Raw genomic sequence first — 16,897 nt, forward strand, 5'->3', positions numbered from 1 at the left:
ACCGGCGACGCCCGCGAGGTGCCGCCGGTTTGCTTTTTGCACCAAGCTGCGTTTGCGTCTTGAGACGCCGGTCTCTCGATTGCGCGCGATCGAGCCGCCATATAGAGCGATAGCTGGCGTCATCGATCGCAGCATCAGAGTCCCATGCCCCTGCCCTCTGCAATTTTTCGAAATGACGAGCGCGCTCATCAGCTCGTCTTCGACCAGCCGGCCGACATCATCGTGGCGCATGAGGCAGAGGATTTCCTGCCGGCGCTGGACATTGCGCAGGCCGCGCATGACGCCGGCAAATGGCTGGCCGGCTATTTCTCCTACGAGGCCGGCTACCTGCTCGAACCGAAGCTCGTTCCGCTGCTGCCGGGCGGACGCCGCGCCCCGCTTGTCTGCCTGGGGATCTTCGACGCGCCTGTCGAACAGCCGGTCGTGCCCGGCAACGCGCCGTCGACCAACGGCCCGATCTTCAATGCCAGGGCCGACTGGACTTCGGAAGACTACGCGAAACGCTTTGCGCGGCTCCACAATCACATTCGCAAGGGTGATTGCTATCAGGGCAATTTGACCTTTCCGGTTCATGCGCAATGGTCGGGCGATCCGCTGGCCGCCTTCGACGCGCTGACGGAGCGCCAGCCGGTGAAATACGGCGCGCTGATCGCGCTCGGCGATCCGGTCGTCTTGTCGCGTTCGCCGGAACTGTTCTTCGAGATCGACGCCGCAGGCATGATCGAGACGCATCCGATGAAGGGCACCGCCCCGCGCGGCGCGACCAAGGCGGAGGACAAGCGGCTGAAGACGTTCTTGCTCAATGACGAGAAGAACCAGGCTGAAAACCGGATGATCGTCGATCTCCTGCGCAACGACATTTCGCTGATCAGCGAAGTCGGCACGCTGGAGGTGCCGGAGCTTTTCCGCATCGAGAGCTACCCGACCGTCCACCAGATGGTGAGCCGCGTGCGGGCCAAGCTGTTGCCCGACCTCAGCATCCGCCGGATATTCGCTGCGCTGTTTCCATGCGGATCGATCACCGGCGCCCCGAAAATCCGCGCCATGGAAATCCTGCACGATCTGGAAGCCACGCCGCGCGACGTCTATTGCGGCGCGATCGGCTGGATCGCGCCCGGCGGCACGATGCGCTTTTCGGTGGCCATCCGCACCATATCGCTCTTTTCCAGCGGCGAGGCCGTCTACAATGTCGGCGGCGGCGTCGTCTTCGATTCGACGGCCGAGGAGGAGTATCAGGAGTGCCTGCTGAAAGCGCGCTACGCGACGGGAACACCGCCGATTTCGAGCTGATCGAAACCATACGCTGGCAGCCGGGCCAGGGCTTCCTCCGTTTCGACCGCCATTTGGCACGCCTTTATGGCTCGGCGGCCGAACTGGGTTTTGCCTGCGATCCGCAGAAGGTCGGCGAGATGCTCAGGAACGCCGTCGACCGGCCTGACATGGCCTTGCGCACACGCCTGGTCCTGTCGCGCAGCGGCAAGGTGACGGTCTCGGCGCTGCCTTATGAGCCGCACGCAGCCGACAAGGTCTGGAGGCTGCAACTGGCGCGGGTGCGGCTTCAATCAAGCGACACGCTGCTGCGCCACAAGACGAGCCGCCGGGACATCTATCAGCGGGCGCGCGCCGAATATCTGATAAGCCGGGCCGACGAGGTTCTCTTGGCCAACGAGCGTGGCGAAATCTGCGAGGGCACGATCACCAATCTGTTTGCCGATTTCGGCGACGGCGTGCTGGCAACGCCGCGGCTCGATTGCGGCCTGCTGCCTGGCGTCTTGCGCGGCGAATTGCTGGACGAAGGCCGCGCCCGCGAGGCAATCTACAACCTGGACGATCTGAAGTCGGCCAAAGCGCTGTTCGTCGGCAATTCACTGCGCGGACTGATCCCGGCGCGGCTGGGCTGAAACGCAATCGAAGGGATACAACCTATGATTGCGAATCGCTTGTCTCCCCTTGAGTTGTAAAAGATGCGTCCGGCCCGAGAAGAATGGGCCGGACGCGTGGCAGCCGCTTGGGAGGAGCGACTATTCGCCTTCGTGGGTCTGACCGGAGCCGCCGACGGAAACGATGTTGAAGGGCTTGCCTTCGACGGCAATGTCGCCGGTTTTCTCGAACGACGTCGCGTCAACGACATGCAGCACGCCTTGCAGGGGATCGGTGACCACGATCTTGTCGCCGGCGACCGCGACACGCGGCCTCGGATCGCTCCAGTGACCGTCCATCGAATAGGGGTCGGTCAGCTTGAGCGAGTTTGCGATCTCCCCCTTGACCACGTCGAGTTGGTGAAGCTGGCCGTCCTCGGTGAAGACGTAGGCGAATTTTGCACGAACGGGGTCGACCGCGAAATGCACGCGGCGCGTCGGAAGGTCGATCAGCCGGAATGCGTCGCTCTCGATCGTCGGATCGATCAGCACCACCTTGTCGGCGCCGTAGTTGCCGAGGAAATATTGCAGGCCTCTGCCGCCGATCAGCGTCGTCGTCTTGCCATCCGGCAGGCTGTCGGCATAGGGCAGATGACGGATCGCCGGGCTGCTGTCGCCATGGCTGACGACAAGCAGGCCGGTCGCGCAGGCAAAAGCCAGGATATTGCCGGAAGACGCCTCGCCGTGGAGGTCTGGGCAGGCGTGGATGCCGCCGATCGGCGCGCCGGCTTTGTCAGCGACCCTGATCCCAACCGGGAGTTCGTCCGGCTTTTCCCAGTTCGGCTCCGACAGGAGGACATGGGAGCCATAGGCGACTGCGACGCCGTGCTGCGGCGCGTCGGTCTTCACTTCCCTGAAATCCGGCTTGCCTTCCAGGACGGATTTTTCGGAGATGATGCGGGCGACACCTTCGCCGTCGAAGAAAACGGCGAAGTCTCCGTCATGCTCGACGAAATGCGACGGCTTCTTGCCTGTGATCTCGACGCCGGCAAGTTTTGGCGCTTCGACGTCGATGTCGCCGTGCTCGCCATGGTCCTCGAAGGAAATGCCGCTCGCGATCCCGGCAACGACGCCGGCCGAGCCCTGCACGGCCAACACCGTCCTGCCGCTTTCGCTGCGATGGAGCGACGCCGGCCCTTTGATCTCGAACGTGTCGAGCTTTTCGCCATCGACCGCATCGATTACGGTCACCTTCGGGTCCGCGTGGTCCGAGATGAAGAGGCGCCATGCGGTCACCTCCTCGGCATGGCCAGCACTTGTTGATAGGGACACAAGCAGCGCGATGGCCGTGGCTGACGCCCAATTTGTCTTCACGGTATCCTCCTTGAATGTTATTACATAACTCGTTGTGATCGATGAAGAGCGGATTGCTCCGCCTTTCCATCACAGGGCTGGCGGTCAGCTCCCGAGGATCGCGCCTTTGATCGTCGTGATGTTGTGCCGCATCATCTCGAGATAGGTCGCAGCCGGACCGTTCTTATCCGACAGGGCGTCGGAGTAGAGCTCACCGCCGACTTTCAGGCCCGTCTCGCTGGCGATCTGCTCGATCAGGCGCGGATTGGTGACGTTCTCGACGAAGATTGCCGAAGCCCTGTCTTGCCTGATCTGTTTGATCAGCGCCGCGACGTCGGAGGCTGAAGCCTCGGATTCGGTGGAGACGCCCTCCGGTGCCAGGAATTTTATGCCGTATTCGTGTTCGAAATAGCCATAGGCGTCGTGGGAGGTGATGATCGTGCGCTTGTCCTCGGGGATCTCAGCTACGGCAGCTTTGATCTCCGCTTCCAGTGCCTCGAGCTGCTGGCCGTATGATTCGGCATTGGCCCGATAAGTGTCACAGCCGGCTGCATCGGCGGCACAGAAGGCGTCGGCGATGTTCTTCACATAAAGTTCGGCATTGTGCACGGACTGCCATGCATGGGGATCGGACTCGCCGTGATGATGGTGCCCTTCCTCATGGCCCTCTTCGGCCGCGGCGTGTTTTTCCCCGCCCTCGGCGGGTTTATCCTGATCGTGGTGACCTTCTTCCTCGGCGTTGCGCAACACCTCGCCGCCTTTGGTCAATTCCACGATCGGCGCCTTCGTGGCGCTCGCCTCGACGAGACGCTGGAGGAAGCCCTCGAACTGGAGGCCGTTGACCAGCACCACGTCGGCCGAACCGACGGTTGCCGCGTCGGCCGGCTTCGGTTCGTAGACATGGGCGTCGCCATTCGGGCCGACCAGCGTGACGATGTCGACACGATCGCCGCCGACATTCTTGGCGAAATCGGCGATGATGGAGAAACTGGCGACAACCCTGAGGTTCTCGGCAGCGGCCACCGACGGAGCGATTGGCATCGTTGTTATAGCGCCTATCACGCCGGCGAGTTTTAGCGTCCTGGACATTCGATCGACTCCTTTGTTCAAGCGGTTCTGTGGGAAATGCGCCGGACGCGTGGCGAGCAGCCGCGCGCCCTGGCAGAGATAAAAGGGAATGTGGATCGTGCCCGCCGACAAATGATCGTCGTCCTGCACGATCCCATCGAGGCGCGCTGTTGTGGCCCCAGCGTCAGGATTTGAAGCGTCAAGTCTTGAAAGATCACGCAGGCAGCCATTCGATCCATCTCCGCGGGAGCAATCGAAGTGAGCCCCGCTCTTGACGATCCGTTATGTTATGTTATCACGCTCGTCAATCCAAAATGTTATACTATAACGGACGCCCGCCATTGTGCTCGAAACTGCCTGGAACCAAACTGCCTGGAAAACGGGGGGAACAGCGGATGCCTGGACGCAACCAGCAGCTGGTACTTCGACGCGCTGACGCGCTCCGAGAGGCCGATGGGGGCCTATGAACTGCTTGGACTTCTTCGCCAGGAAGGGCTCCGCTCACCGCTACAGATCTATCGCGCTCTGGATCGGCTCGTCGAGCAGGGCCTGGTTCACCGGATCGAGAGCCTGAGCGCGTTTGCGCTCTGCGTCCACAGCGAATGCGGCACCCATGGGCGCGCCGCCTTTGCAATCTGCGCGAATTGCGGGCGGGCAAGTGAGGTTCATGACCCGGCATTGGAGCGGGTGCTGCGCCGGATTGCCCGACGGCAGGGCTTCCAAACCAACTCTGCCACGGTGGAGCTTTCGGGTCTATGCGAGGCTTGCGCGCATTGAACGGACGCCGGCCTTCCGTCTACGGGCGATCCAATCGGCTCGCGCCTGACCCAGCTTCAATCCGCAACAATCCAACATCCGGAGACGACCATGCCGCTTGAAGCCTCCCAGAAAATGCCCGTCACGGTTCTTACCGGCTACCTCGGCGCCGGCAAGACGACGCTGCTCAACCGCATCCTGTCCGAACAGCACGGCAAGCGTTACGCCGTGATCGTCAACGAGTTCGGCGAGATTGGAATCGACAACGACCTCATCGTCGATACCGACGAAGAAGTCTTCGAGATGAACAACGGCTGCATCTGCTGCACGGTGCGCGGCGACCTGATCCGGATCATTGAGAGCTTGATGCAGCGCAGGGACCGTTTCGACGCCATCCTGATCGAGACGACCGGCCTTGCCGATCCCGCCCCCGTCGCCCAGACCTTCTTCGTCGACGACGATGTCAGGCAGAAGACGACGCTCGACGCGATCATCACCGTCGCCGATGTCAAGCATCTCCTCGGCGAACTGGATCATGCGCATGAGGCGCAGGAGCAACTCGCCTTCGCCGATATCGTCATACTGAACAAGACCGACCTGGTGGGGCCGACCGAACTCAAGGCAGTGGAGGCGCGCATTCGCAGGATCAACCCGACGGCTGCGATCAAGCATTCCATACGTTGCAACGTTCCACTCGACGAGGTTCTGGATCGCGGCGCGTTCGATCTGAACCGTGTCCTTGAAGTCGAGCCGGACTTTCTCGACGCGGGCCACGACCATGTGCATGACGATCACGTCACCAGCTTCTCTCTCGTCACCGAAACGTCGATCGATCCGCGCAAGTTCTTGCCGTGGGTCCAGATGATCACACAGAAATTCGGCATCGACATGCTGCGCATGAAAGGCATCCTGGCGTTCAAGGGCGATGAACACCGCTTTGTCGTTCAGGCCGTCCACATGCTGCTCGAAGGCGACCACCAGCGCCCCTGGAAAGCGGGGGAGAAGCGCGTCAGCCGCCTGGTATTTATCGGCCGCAACCTGCCCAAAGGCCTGATTGAAGACGGCTTCCTTAAATGCCGCGCCGAAATGGACTCTCTGGTGGCGCTGAATGCATAGGGGCAAGGCCGACGACAGCGCGCGTCCTTTATCCCGTTGGTCTGGCCGAGCGCCGTCGTCTTCGGGACGGGATTGGATATGAACCGTCTCGCGAACCCACTCGCCCCGCGCGGCCTTGCCCTTCCGGAGAAGACCAGACAGATCAAGGTCTGGGTTCGCAGGGCTTGCGGGCTCGATGACGATGTCGTCGTGTTCGTCACGGAACTGGCATGCCGCAAAAATGGCTGTCCCGACATCGAAACGGTGATCGGCATAGTGCGTCCCGGCGAGAAAATCGAGACGATCCGGCTTCGGAAGGCAATCGCCGATGTGACCTCGCACGATCTGCCGCGAGGGTGAATGGATCGGGACATGCGCAGAGTGTTCGGCCTCTCGACCGAAGCTGTTGCGCTTACCGAGTGTCACCGGAATGTGACCGAGATCGGGAACCATCGACGCGAACTGGTGCTCGCCGCATCTTTCGGCGCGCCATTGCTGGCAGCCGACTTCGCCTAACTCGACTACAAGGGCCAACTCGGGGAATGACGGCCGGCCGTCAGCGGCTGGTCGTCCTCCTTAACCACATGACGAATGCGGCGTAGCTCGCGGCTTTTCGCTGGTTTATGACAATGATCTGTGGTTGTAGCGCGTGGCGGTCGGGCAAAAAAGTGCTCCGCTTTGCGTCTGTTTGCCCGGCTTTTCAGCCTGTCTGAGGGAGTAATCGATAAAATGGCGAATGAAAACTGGCCCGTTTACGGTGAGATCACCGGCCCTGTCGTGATGATCGGCTTCGGCTCGATCGGACGGGGAACGCTGCCGCTGATCGAGCGCCATTTCAAGTTCGACAAGTCGCGCATGACGGTCATCGACCCACGCGATACCGACCGCAAGCTGCTCGACGAGCGCGACATCACCTTCATGCAGGATGCGGTGACCAGCAAGAACTACAAGAAGCTTTTGACGCCGCTGCTGACCAAAGGCGGCGGCCAGGGCTTTTGCGTCAACCTGTCGGTCGACACCGGCTCGGTGGATTTGATGCGGCTCTGTCGCAAGCTGGGTGTGCTTTACATCGACACCGTCGTCGAGCCCTGGCTCGGCTTCTATTTCGATACCAAGGCCGACACTGGCAGCCGCACCAATTATGCGCTGCGCGAATCCATGATCGAAGAAAAGCGCGCGCACCCCGGCGGGGCGACCGCAATCTCCACCTGCGGCGCCAACCCAGGCATGGTCTCGTGGTTCGTCAAGCAGGCGCTGGTCAACCTCGCCACCGATCTTGGCCTCGAATTCTCCGAGCCCGCGCAGCACGATCGCGATGCTTGGGCCAGGCTGATGAAGAAGGCCGGCGTCAAGGGTATCCACATCGCCGAGCGCGACACACAGCGCACCAAGAAGCCGAAGCCGATGAACGTGTTCTGGAATACCTGGTCGGTCGAAGGCTTCATCTCGGAAGGGCTTCAACCGGCCGAGCTCGGCTGGGGCACGCATGAGACGTGGATGCCGAAGAACGGCAAGAAGCACAAGCATGGCTCGAAGGCCGCAATCTATCTGGAGCAGCCGGGCGCCAACACGCGTGTGCGCAGCTGGTGCCCGACGCCGGGCCCGCAATATGGCTTCCTGGTGACCCACAACGAGTCGATCTCGATCGCCGACTTCTTCACCCTGCGCGGCAAGAAGGCCAAGGTCCAATATCGCCCGACCTGCCACTACGCCTACCATCCCTGCAACGACGCCGTGCTGTCGCTGCACGAAATGTTCGGCGCCGCCGGCAAGGCACAACCGGTGCATCACGTGCTCGATGAAAACGAACTGGTCGACGGTGTCGACGAACTCGGCGTGCTGCTCTACGGCCACGACAAGAACGCCTATTGGTACGGCTCGCAGCTGTCGCTGGCGGAGGCGCGCAAGCTGGCGCCTTATCAGAACGCCACGGGCATGCAGGTCACGTCGGCAGTGCTGGCGGGCATGGTCTGGGCGCTGGAAAATCCCGAGGCCGGCATCGTCGAGGCGGACGAGATGGACTACAGGCGCTGCCTGGAAGTGCAGTCGCCCTATCTCGGGCCGATCAAGGGCTATTACACCGACTGGACGCCGCTCGACAACCGCCCTGGGCTGTTCCCGGAAGACCTCGACAAAAACGACCCATGGCAATTCCGCAACATCCTCGTTCGATAGTTCAACATCCTCGTTCGAAAGCAATGTCTCACTGCCTTGCAATCGTCTGGAAATCGGGCGATTGAAGGAAGGCGGCCTGGAGCGACGTGCATCCATTTGGACGCACAAAGTACGCTCTGGCGGTTCGAGTGTACGCATCGTGCTTTCCGAAAAATCGCATCGATTTTCGGGCCAATGCGAGAGGAGAGGATCTTGATGATGACGATTGCGCGCAAATTGCTTTCGGCCTGCGTTGTCGCGGCCGCTGCCGCGTTGGCGGCGTGCACCACCGCCGGCCCGGGCGGGCCGCCATCGGCCACGCGGAGTCCGGTCGAAGGCTCATGGATCGACGCGCAGGGCACGGGCCTGTCGACCTTCGCCGGCGGCAGCTTCAAGACCGTCGCCACCGACACCGGCCAGAAGCTTGCCGACGGCAGCTACGCCATGACCGGCGGCACCTCGGTCCAAATCCAGGGCACTTCGCTGATCCGCCAGACGCCGATCGGTTTCAACTGCTTGTTGATCTCCACCTCGCAGCTTAATTGCACCAGCGTGAGCGGGCAGAACTTTGTGCTGACGCGACGCACCTGAGCCCATACTGAACTGCTTTTGCAAAGGGCGGCGGCTTGAGGCCGCCGTCCTTTTGTGCCGGCAAAGCTGGGTCCGATTCCACTTGCATCGGCCAAAACGCGATGTGAACATGGGCGAAAAGCCGGCTGTTATATTCCAGTCGAGCGAGGGCGTTAAACAGGTCATCCGGGAGACGAAGATGAAGAAGATCGCCGCCATTGCCGCCCTTTCGGCGTCTACGCTTGGCCTGTCGACCGGCATGTCCTTTGCCGACTACACTCTGAACATCCTGCACATCAACGACTGGCACAGCCGCATCGAAAGCAACAACAAATATGAATCGACCTGCTCGGCCGAAGAGGAGACCAAGGGCGAGTGCACCGGCGGCGCGGCGCGGCTGATCACGGCGATCGCCCAGCAGCGCAAGAAGCTGGAAGGCCAGAACGTGCTGCTGCTCAGCGCCGGCGACAATTTCCAGGGTTCGCTGTTCTACACGACCTACAAGGGCAAGACCGAAGGCGAATTCCTCAATCAGATGAAGTTCGACGCCATGGCGGTCGGCAATCACGAGTTTGACGACGGCGAGGCGGCGCTGGCGCCGTTCCTGGATATGATCAAGTTTCCGGTGCTCGGCGCCAATGTGAAGGCCAACGCGCAATCCAAGCTCGGTGACCGCGTGAAACCGTCTGTTGTGATCGAGGTCGGCGGCCAGAAGATCGGCGTCGTCGGCGCGGTCACCAACGACACGCCGGAGCTCGCTTCGCCAGGCCCTAACGTCACGATCGAGGACGACGTCAAGTTGATCACGTCAGAGGTCGAGAGGTTGAAGGGAGAAGGCGTCAACAAGATCATCGCAGTCACCCATATTGGTTACAAGCGCGAGCGTGACGTCATCGCCAAGATCCCGGGTGTCGACGTGGTGGTTGGCGGCCACAGCCATTCGCTGCTGTCCAACACCGACCCCAAGGCTGAAGGCCCCTACCCGACGATGGTCGACAATCCGGACGGCTACAAGGTGCCGGTCGTCCAGGCGGCGTCCTATTCGAAATATCTCGGCGAGTTCAAGGTCGTGTTCGACGACAACGGTGTCGTCAAGCAAGCCAGCGGCGACCCGATCTACCTCGACAAATCGATCACGCCAGACCCCGCCGTGCTTGCCCGCATCAAGGAACTCGGCGCGCCGATCGAGGCGTTGAAGAACCAGGAGGTCGCCGAGACCACCAAGGCGATCGACGGCAGCCGTGAGAACTGCCGCACCCGCGAGTGTGAGATGGGCAATCTCGTCTCCGATGCCGTCCTCGACCGCGTCAAGGACCAGGGTGTCGAGATCGTCATCACGAATGGCGGCGGTCTGCGCGCTTCGATCGACCAGGGCACCGTCACCATGGGCGAGGTGCTGAACGTGCTGCCGTTCCAGAACACAGTGGCGACCTTCCAGATTTCCGGCAAGGATCTGGTTGCCGGGCTGGAGAACGGTCTCAGCCAGATCGAGGACGGCGCCGGCCGCTTCCCCCAGGTTGCCGGCCTGAAGTATTCATTCGACAAATCGGCCGCCGCGAATGCCGGGCGCGTCAAGTCGGTCGAGGTCATGCAAGGCGGCGGGTGGACGCCGATCAATCCGGACAAGGATTACCTGGTCGCCACCAACAACTATGTGCGCCAGGGTGGCGACGGCTACAAGGTGTTCGCCGACAAGGCCAAGAACGCCTACGATTACGGTCCGGGCCTCGAACAGGTGGTCGCCGATTATCTCGGCGCGCATCGGCCCTATACGCCGAAGCTCGAGGGCCGCATCACCGAAATCACGGCCGCCGCCGCGGCGGAACCGGCCCAGCAGCCGGCCCAGGAAACGGCGAAGCCGGCCGAGGCTCCCGCTCCGGCCGAGCCCGCAAAACCGGCAGAAACGGCTCCAGCCGCGACTGCGGAGCCGGCGATTCCCGAACCGCCGGCCGGTTCGGACGATATTGCCACGACACCGCCAGCCGTGCCGACGGAACCCGCCCCGGCAGCGCCGGCACCAGCGGAGGCTGCGCCTGCCGAGCCGGCAAAGCCGGCCGAAAGCAGCCATGTGATCGTTGCCGGCGACACCTATTGGGATTTGGCGGAAAAGGCCTATGGCGATGGCGCCAGGTGGAAAACGATCTCCGACGCCAACCAGGACTACGAGCCGCGCCGGCTTCCCGTCGGCGCAACCTTGACCATCCCGGCCGCAAACTGAATTCTTCTGTCATTGTTGGAAAACCCGTCCGGCAAACCGGGCGGGTTTTTCTGCTTTCGCCTCCCAAGCTTAGATAAGGTGCGGCCAGACGCTGCATTGAAAACCGGCGCGGCATCGCTAGTTTCGCGCGGTGTCCGGAGATCCTTTATGACGCCTTCCAACCCTGCCGATCCCAAGGCCGCGGCGGTCCTCGACCCGCTGCCGGCAGGACAGCCGCCGGTCGGGGCCGGCAGGATCGGCGTCATGCTGGTTAATCTCGGCACTCCCGACGGCACGGAATTCAAGCCGATGTGGCGCTATCTCAGGGAGTTCCTGTCCGATCCGCGCGTCATCGAACTCAACAAGGCGATCTGGTACCCGATCCTCTACGGGCTGGTTCTCACCACACGGCCGAAGAAGTCGGGCGCCAACTATGCCAGGATCTGGAACCGGCAGCGTGACGAGTCGCCGCTGCGCACCTACACCCGCGCTCAGAGCGAAAAGCTGACCGAGGCGCTGCGCGACCTGCCCGGCGTCAGCGTCGACTGGGCAATGCGTTACGGCAATCCTTCGACCGAGAGCGTCGCCAAAGGGCTGGTCGCGCAGGGCTGCGACCGCATTCTGACTTTTCCGCTTTATCCGCAATATTCCGCGACCACGACCGCCACCGCCAACGACCAGTTGTTTCGCGCGCTGATGAAGATGCGCCGCGCCCCGGCGATCCGCAGCGTGCCGCCCTACTATGCCGAACCGGTCTATATCGAAGCGCTCGCCGCGTCGATCGAGCGCCATCTGGCGAGCCTCGATTTCGAGCCGGAAATGGTCATCGCCTCTTATCACGGCATTCCGAAACCCTATTCCGACAAGGGTGACCCCTATCAGGCCCATTGCCTTGAGACGACCCGGCTACTGCGGGAAAAGCTCGGCTGGGATGAGAAGAAGCTGATCACCACGTTCCAGTCGCGCTTCGGCGCGCAGGAGTGGCTGCAGCCTTACACCGACAAGACGGTCGAGAAATTGCCCGGAGAAGGCGTGAGATCGATCGCCATCGTCAATCCGGGCTTTTCTGTCGACTGCATCGAGACGCTGGACGAGATCGGCAGGGAGGCGGCCGAGACCTTCCATCATGCCGGCGGCGAAAAGTTCGCGCATATTCCCTGCCTCAACGACAGTGCCGAGGGCATGGCGGTGATCGAGGCGATTGTGCGACGCGAACTGTCGGGCTGGGTGTGAAGCCGATACAATCGAGCGCCGCTAACCGGCTTTCTATGCACCGGTTATCCACTATCACCTGATTGTAACGTTCCTGAAACACACTTAAGTGTTTGGTGAAGTCGGTCGCGTTGAAACATTTCCGTGGCCGGCATCTGAGGGAGAGCCAAATGGATTTCAGTGGTTTCGATATCGCGCTTCTTGTTCTTGTCGCTCTTGTCGTGCTCGTGCTTTTCAAAGGCATCCGGACAATCCCGCAAGGCTACAACTATACCGTCGAACGCTTTGGCCGCTATACCAGGACATTGAGTCCCGGCCTCAACCTCATCGTGCCGTTCGTCGACCGCATCGGCTCCAAATTGAACATGATGGAGCAGGTGCTCGACGTCCCGACGCAGGAGATCATCACCCGCGACAACGCCACCGTCGCCGTCGACGGCGTCGCCTTCTACCAGGTGCTCAACGCGGCGCAGGCCGCCTACCAGGTCGCCGGTCTGGAGAACGCCATCCTCAACCTGACGATGACCAACATCCGTACCGTGATGGGGTCGATGGACCTCGACGAGCTTTTGTCGAACCGCGACGCCATTAACGAACGCCTGCTGCGCGTCGTCGATGAGGCGGCACATCCCTGGGGCATCAAGATCACCCGCGTCGAGATCAAGGACATCAATCCACCGGCCAATCTCGTCGAATCGATGGGTCGCCAGATGATGGCCGAGCGCAACAAGCGCGCGCAGATCCTCGACGCCGAAGGCCTCAAGCAGTCGCAGATCCTGGAAGCCGAGGGCCGCAAGGAAGCCGCCTTCCGCGACGCCGAGGCGCGCGAACGCTCGGCCGAGGCTGAGGCCCGCGCCACGCAGGTGGTGTCGGAAGCGATCGCCAAGGGCGACGTGCAGGCGCTCAACTACTTCGTTGCGCTGAAATACACCGAAGCACTGACCAGGATCGGCTCCGCCACAAACAGCAAGGTCGTGCTGATGCCTATGGAAGCTTCGTCATTGATCGGCACGCTCGGCGGCATCGGCGCGATCGCCAAGGAAGTTTTCGGCGCAGAGGGCACTGCCGGCACCACGCGGCAGGCTGCACGCCCGCCCGTGGTTCGTCCCAGCGAGACCTGAGGCCATGTTCGAACGCATCATTTCCGAACTCGGCCCCTGGGTTTGGATGGTTCTCGGCTTCGTCCTCCTGGTGATGGAGGTCATCGCACCGGGCATATTCATGCTGTGGATCGGCATCGCCGCGCTGCTGATCGGCGTGGTGTCCCTGCTCATCTGGGACGCGGACTTCTGGACCTGGCAGATCCAGGTTCTCGCCTTCCTGGCGATGTCGCTGGTTTCAACCTATGTCGGCAAGAGACTGGTGGGTGGGCGCGATGATGGCACCGATCAGCCACTGCTCAACCGCCGCGGCGCACAGATGATCGGCAGGATGGCCACCCTGGACGAGCCGATCAGGGACGGCCGCGGCCGCATAAAGCTGGGCGACACGCTGTGGCGCATCTCCGGCCCGGACCTGCCGGCCGGCACGCAGGTGCGCGTGACGGGCGCGGCCGACGCCGATCTGGAACTGACGGTCGAGGCGGTCCTGGACTGATCCGACCATCTCGGCGGGCGACTTTTCAAACTGGCCTGCTGTCTCTCAGAGACTGTTTCGAAATTCGCTCTGGCGAGCTCAGGCCGCGCCGATGCGCAGCAGATCGTGCAGATGGACAAGTCCGACCGGCCGTCTGCCTTCGACAACCATCAAGCTGGAGATGGTCGAACTGTTGATCGTCTGCAGCGCCGTCGCCACCAGCGTATCCGGTCCGGCCGTCTTCGGCTCCTTGGTCATGACCTGATCGACGCTCATCTCCAGAAGATTGCTGCCGATGTGGCGCCTGATGTCGCCGTCGGTGATGATGCCGATCAGCGCACCATCCGCAGCGGTTATCGCCACACAGCCAAACCCCTTGCGCGACAATTCGAGGATCGCTTCTTGCATTCCAGTGCCGGAAGGCACCAGCGGCAGCCTGTCGCCGACATGCATGATCTCGCGGATCTGCGTCAGATTGGCGCCAAGTTGCCCACCGGGATGGAAGGTGCGGAAATGATCCGGCGTGAAGCCGCGCGCTTCGAGCAGCGCGATGGCCAGTGCATCGCCGATCACCAGTTGCAGCAGCGTCGATGTCGTCGGCGCCAGGCCGTGCGGGCAGGCTTCCGGCGCACGCGGCAGCAAAAGCACCACATCGGCCGCCCGCGCCAGCGCCGATCGCTCTCCGGCGGTGACTGCGATCAGCGGAATCGAGAAGCGCCTGGAATAGGCGATGATGCCCTTGAGCTCGCGGCTCTCGCCCGACCACGATATGGCGATGATGGCGTCGTCCCTGGCGATCATGCCGAGGTCGCCATGATTGGCTTCGGCAGAATGGACGAAGAAAGCCGGCGTGCCGGTTGAGGCGAGCGTCGCCGCGATCTTTGAGCCGATATGGCCGCTCTTGCCGACGCCGGTGACGATGACGCGGCCGGCGATATGCGACACAATATCGACGGCGCGCGCGAACGGTTCGGTCAACCCGTTCTCGAGCGCGGCCGCCAGCGCCGCGACACCGGCCTGCTCGGTCGCTACCGTTCTAAGCGCCGAGGCGATCGAAGCCTGCCCATCGAGCCGCTTCTTGTCTGGGGATCCCGCATGCATGGCTGATGCGATTAGCGCTTTGCTGCACGCCTGTCCAACGGAATTGCCATCCGTTAGCCGTCAAGTGGGCTTTGATCGACCCCCGCTCAACCCTCCGTTAACCATCCCCGTTTACGGTTCGGTAAGTATGGCGCGCGTGCGCCGCGCAAGCAGTGGTAGCGATGTCCGGGGCCCCGCCTGAAAAGAAAAGAAGACGAAACGGCAAGGCGGTCTGCGCCTTGCTGCTGGCGACCAGCGTCTTCGCCTTGCTGCGGCCTGCGCAGCCCTATGCCCAGGTAACCGAGCTGCGCGGCGAGGTTTCGGAATCGGCGATTCTGGACGACCAGCAGCGCAAAACCAGGCAATTGAGCATCGCCCAGGATCAGACGGCGCAGGCCGGTGCAACCACCCAGAGCACTGCGCCGACGCCCACCTATCAGCCGGCCAGCCCGGGCGCCGTGCAGGACGACGACGCGGCACCGGCGACCGGAAGCATTTTTGATCCGCCGGAAGCAACCGACGATCCGTTTGCGGACGCCCCCGTTCCCGTCCCGCCGCGCCGGCCATCGAGCACAACCCAGGGCGCAGCCGATCAGGACGAAGCCGCCGAGACACAGGCCGCCGCTGCGACGACGGCCCCGACGGATGACGAGGACACCGCCGAGACGGACCCAATCAATTCCCGTGCCGTGACCATCGATTCCGCCGACAGGCAGCAACTCGATCCGGGCGCCGAGCGCGCCGAAGCCATCGAAGGCCGGGACAGGAGGGCCGAGGACGACCCGTTCGCCGCCACCGGCATCAAACTCGGCTCCTTCGTGATCAGGCCGACGCTCGAGCAAGGCCTGAAGGCCTCATCGAATGCCGATTCAAGCAGCGAAGGCAAGCCGGCCCTGCTGTCGGAAACGACGCTGCGCTTCAACGCCATCTCCGACTGGCGGGAGAATTCGGCTACCGTCGACGGCTACGGCACCTTTCTCAAGACCCTATCAGGCGACGAGGTTGAGGAGGCGCGCGGCCGTGTCGAAGGCACGCTCAATGTCGACTTCGACAACGATCTGCGCGCCATCGCCAGGCTCGGTTACGAGGCGGCGCCGGAATCGGCTTCCTCGCCGGTCGTCATCGAAGGCACCGCCGAGCAGCCGGTGCGCCAGACCATCGACGGCAGCCTGGCGGTCGAGAAGGATGCCGGCAAGATGCGCTTCGCCCTGACCGGCGCAGCCGAACATGACATCTACGGCGACGCCAGGCTTTCGACGGGCGGAACGCTGTCGCAGAAAGACCGCGACTCGACGCTCTATACCGCCACCTTGCGCACCGGCTATGAGATTTCGCCCGCCATCATCCCTTTCACGGAGGTCGAAATCGGCCGCCGGGTCTATGATTTGCGCGTCGACAGCAATGGTTTCGAACGATCCTCGACGCGGCTTGGGGTTCGGGCCGGCGCCGAGCTCGACCTCGGCGAGAAGCTTGCCGGCGAGTTCTCCGCCGGCTGGCTGCGCGAGGCGATCGACGATGACCGCCTGCCGGCAATTTCGGGCGCCACGGTGAACGCCGACCTCAGATGGTCGCCGCAACGCGGCACCACGATCGGCCTCACCGGGCAGACGATCGTCGAGGGCACGACAACCGCCGGCGAAAGCGGCACCATCCTTTACTCCGGCCGCCTCACCGCCGAGCGGGAAATCCGTGCCAACCTGATCGGCAACGCAGCTCTCGGGGCAGACTGGCGCGACTACATCGGGTCGGACGGCCATGATCTGACGCTGAGCGCCGAGGCCGGACTGACATGGTGGCTGAACCGATATGCCGGACTGACCACCCGCGCCAGAACTGAAAAACAGACCAGCAACATCGAGGGCCGCGACTACACCGCCCACAGCATCTTTGTCGGGGTGACGCTGCAGCCGTAAACCAAGCCGCCGCGCACCCTCGGTTCAGGCCCGAGGGCATGCCTTTGCGCGCATGCATTAGCCCG

16 protein-coding genes are annotated in these 16,897 nt (G+C 62.6%); 13 read left to right on the plus strand and 3 right to left on the minus strand.

Annotated features, from left to right (window positions below; all coding sequences use genetic code 11):
• Positions 1-144: 144 nt before the first annotated feature.
• Positions 145-1,290 (plus strand): aminodeoxychorismate synthase component I, encoded by a 1,146-nt coding sequence (locus AC0L17_RS21980; protein ID WP_473517376.1) that lies wholly within the window; start codon positions 145-147, stop codon positions 1,288-1,290.
• Positions 1,239-1,901 (plus strand): aminotransferase class IV family protein, encoded by a 663-nt coding sequence (locus tag AC0L17_RS21985; RefSeq protein ID WP_473517377.1) that lies wholly within the window; start codon positions 1,239-1,241, stop codon positions 1,899-1,901. The genes AC0L17_RS21980 and AC0L17_RS21985 overlap by 52 nt, the downstream gene beginning before the upstream one ends.
• A 120-nt stretch (positions 1,902-2,021) precedes the next feature.
• Here the strand turns inward: AC0L17_RS21985 and aztD are convergent, their stop codons facing one another.
• Both aztD and aztC read right to left on the minus strand, forming a co-directional pair.
• The gene (gene aztD, locus AC0L17_RS21990) at positions 2,022-3,233 is read right to left on the minus strand and encodes a zinc metallochaperone AztD (protein WP_473517378.1); all 1,212 of its coding nucleotides are present in this window, start codon (positions 3,231-3,233) and stop codon (positions 2,022-2,024) included.
• Positions 3,234-3,317: 84 nt separating this feature from the next.
• Positions 3,318-4,301 carry a zinc ABC transporter substrate-binding protein AztC gene (aztC, locus tag AC0L17_RS21995; protein WP_473517379.1) on the minus strand — a complete coding sequence of 328 codons (984 nt, stop codon included), beginning with the start codon at positions 4,299-4,301 and terminating at the stop codon, positions 3,318-3,320.
• 432 nt (positions 4,302-4,733) lie between these two features.
• Between aztC and AC0L17_RS22000 the strand changes: the two genes are divergently transcribed.
• The 10 genes from AC0L17_RS22000 to AC0L17_RS22045 all read left to right on the plus strand — a co-directional run bounded on the left by AC0L17_RS22000 (position 4,734) and on the right by AC0L17_RS22045 (position 13,860).
• Positions 4,734-5,057, plus strand: coding sequence for a Fur family transcriptional regulator (locus tag AC0L17_RS22000; protein WP_287283799.1), 324 nt, complete (start codon positions 4,734-4,736; stop codon positions 5,055-5,057).
• Between the two features lie 90 nt (positions 5,058-5,147).
• On the plus strand, positions 5,148-6,152 hold the full coding sequence (locus AC0L17_RS22005) for a CobW family GTP-binding protein (protein ID WP_473517380.1): 1,005 nt from the start codon (positions 5,148-5,150) through the stop codon (positions 6,150-6,152).
• 78 nt (positions 6,153-6,230) lie between these two features.
• A complete protein-coding gene (locus AC0L17_RS22010) occupies positions 6,231-6,491 on the plus strand; it encodes a nitrate reductase (protein WP_473517381.1) in 261 nt (86 codons plus the stop codon).
• Positions 6,492-6,503: 12 nt separating this feature from the next.
• Entirely contained in the window at positions 6,504-6,647 is a 144-nt protein-coding gene (locus AC0L17_RS22015; protein WP_473517382.1) for a hypothetical protein, read from the plus strand.
• Between the two features lie 213 nt (positions 6,648-6,860).
• Positions 6,861-8,306, plus strand: coding sequence for a homospermidine synthase (locus AC0L17_RS22020; RefSeq protein ID WP_473517383.1), 1,446 nt, complete (start codon positions 6,861-6,863; stop codon positions 8,304-8,306).
• 198 nt (positions 8,307-8,504) lie between these two features.
• The gene (omp10, locus tag AC0L17_RS22025; RefSeq protein WP_473517420.1) at positions 8,505-8,876 is read left to right on the plus strand and encodes an outer membrane lipoprotein Omp10; all 372 of its coding nucleotides are present in this window, start codon (positions 8,505-8,507) and stop codon (positions 8,874-8,876) included.
• Positions 8,877-9,054: 178 nt separating this feature from the next.
• Positions 9,055-11,073, plus strand: a complete 2,019-nt coding sequence (locus tag AC0L17_RS22030) for a 5'-nucleotidase C-terminal domain-containing protein (RefSeq protein ID WP_473517384.1) — start codon at positions 9,055-9,057, stop codon at positions 11,071-11,073.
• A gap of 147 nt (positions 11,074-11,220) precedes the next feature.
• Positions 11,221-12,285, plus strand: a complete 1,065-nt coding sequence (hemH, locus tag AC0L17_RS22035; protein ID WP_473517385.1) for a ferrochelatase — start codon at positions 11,221-11,223, stop codon at positions 12,283-12,285.
• Positions 12,286-12,434: 149 nt separating this feature from the next.
• Complete coding sequence (locus AC0L17_RS22040; RefSeq protein WP_473491101.1) at positions 12,435-13,385, plus strand: SPFH domain-containing protein; 951 nt, start codon at positions 12,435-12,437, stop codon at positions 13,383-13,385.
• A gap of 4 nt (positions 13,386-13,389) precedes the next feature.
• Positions 13,390-13,860, plus strand: coding sequence for an NfeD family protein (locus AC0L17_RS22045; RefSeq protein WP_023798067.1), 471 nt, complete (start codon positions 13,390-13,392; stop codon positions 13,858-13,860).
• 78 nt (positions 13,861-13,938) lie between these two features.
• Here the strand turns inward: AC0L17_RS22045 and AC0L17_RS22050 are convergent, their stop codons facing one another.
• Entirely contained in the window at positions 13,939-14,940 is a 1,002-nt protein-coding gene (locus tag AC0L17_RS22050) for a KpsF/GutQ family sugar-phosphate isomerase (RefSeq protein ID WP_473517386.1), read from the minus strand.
• A gap of 161 nt (positions 14,941-15,101) precedes the next feature.
• Between AC0L17_RS22050 and AC0L17_RS22055 the strand changes: the two genes are divergently transcribed.
• Complete coding sequence (locus AC0L17_RS22055; RefSeq protein ID WP_473517387.1) at positions 15,102-16,832, plus strand: outer membrane beta-barrel protein; 1,731 nt, start codon at positions 15,102-15,104, stop codon at positions 16,830-16,832.
• Positions 16,833-16,897: the final 65 nt, after the last annotated feature.

It is taken from the genome of Mesorhizobium sp. WSM4829 (assembly GCF_055811475.1).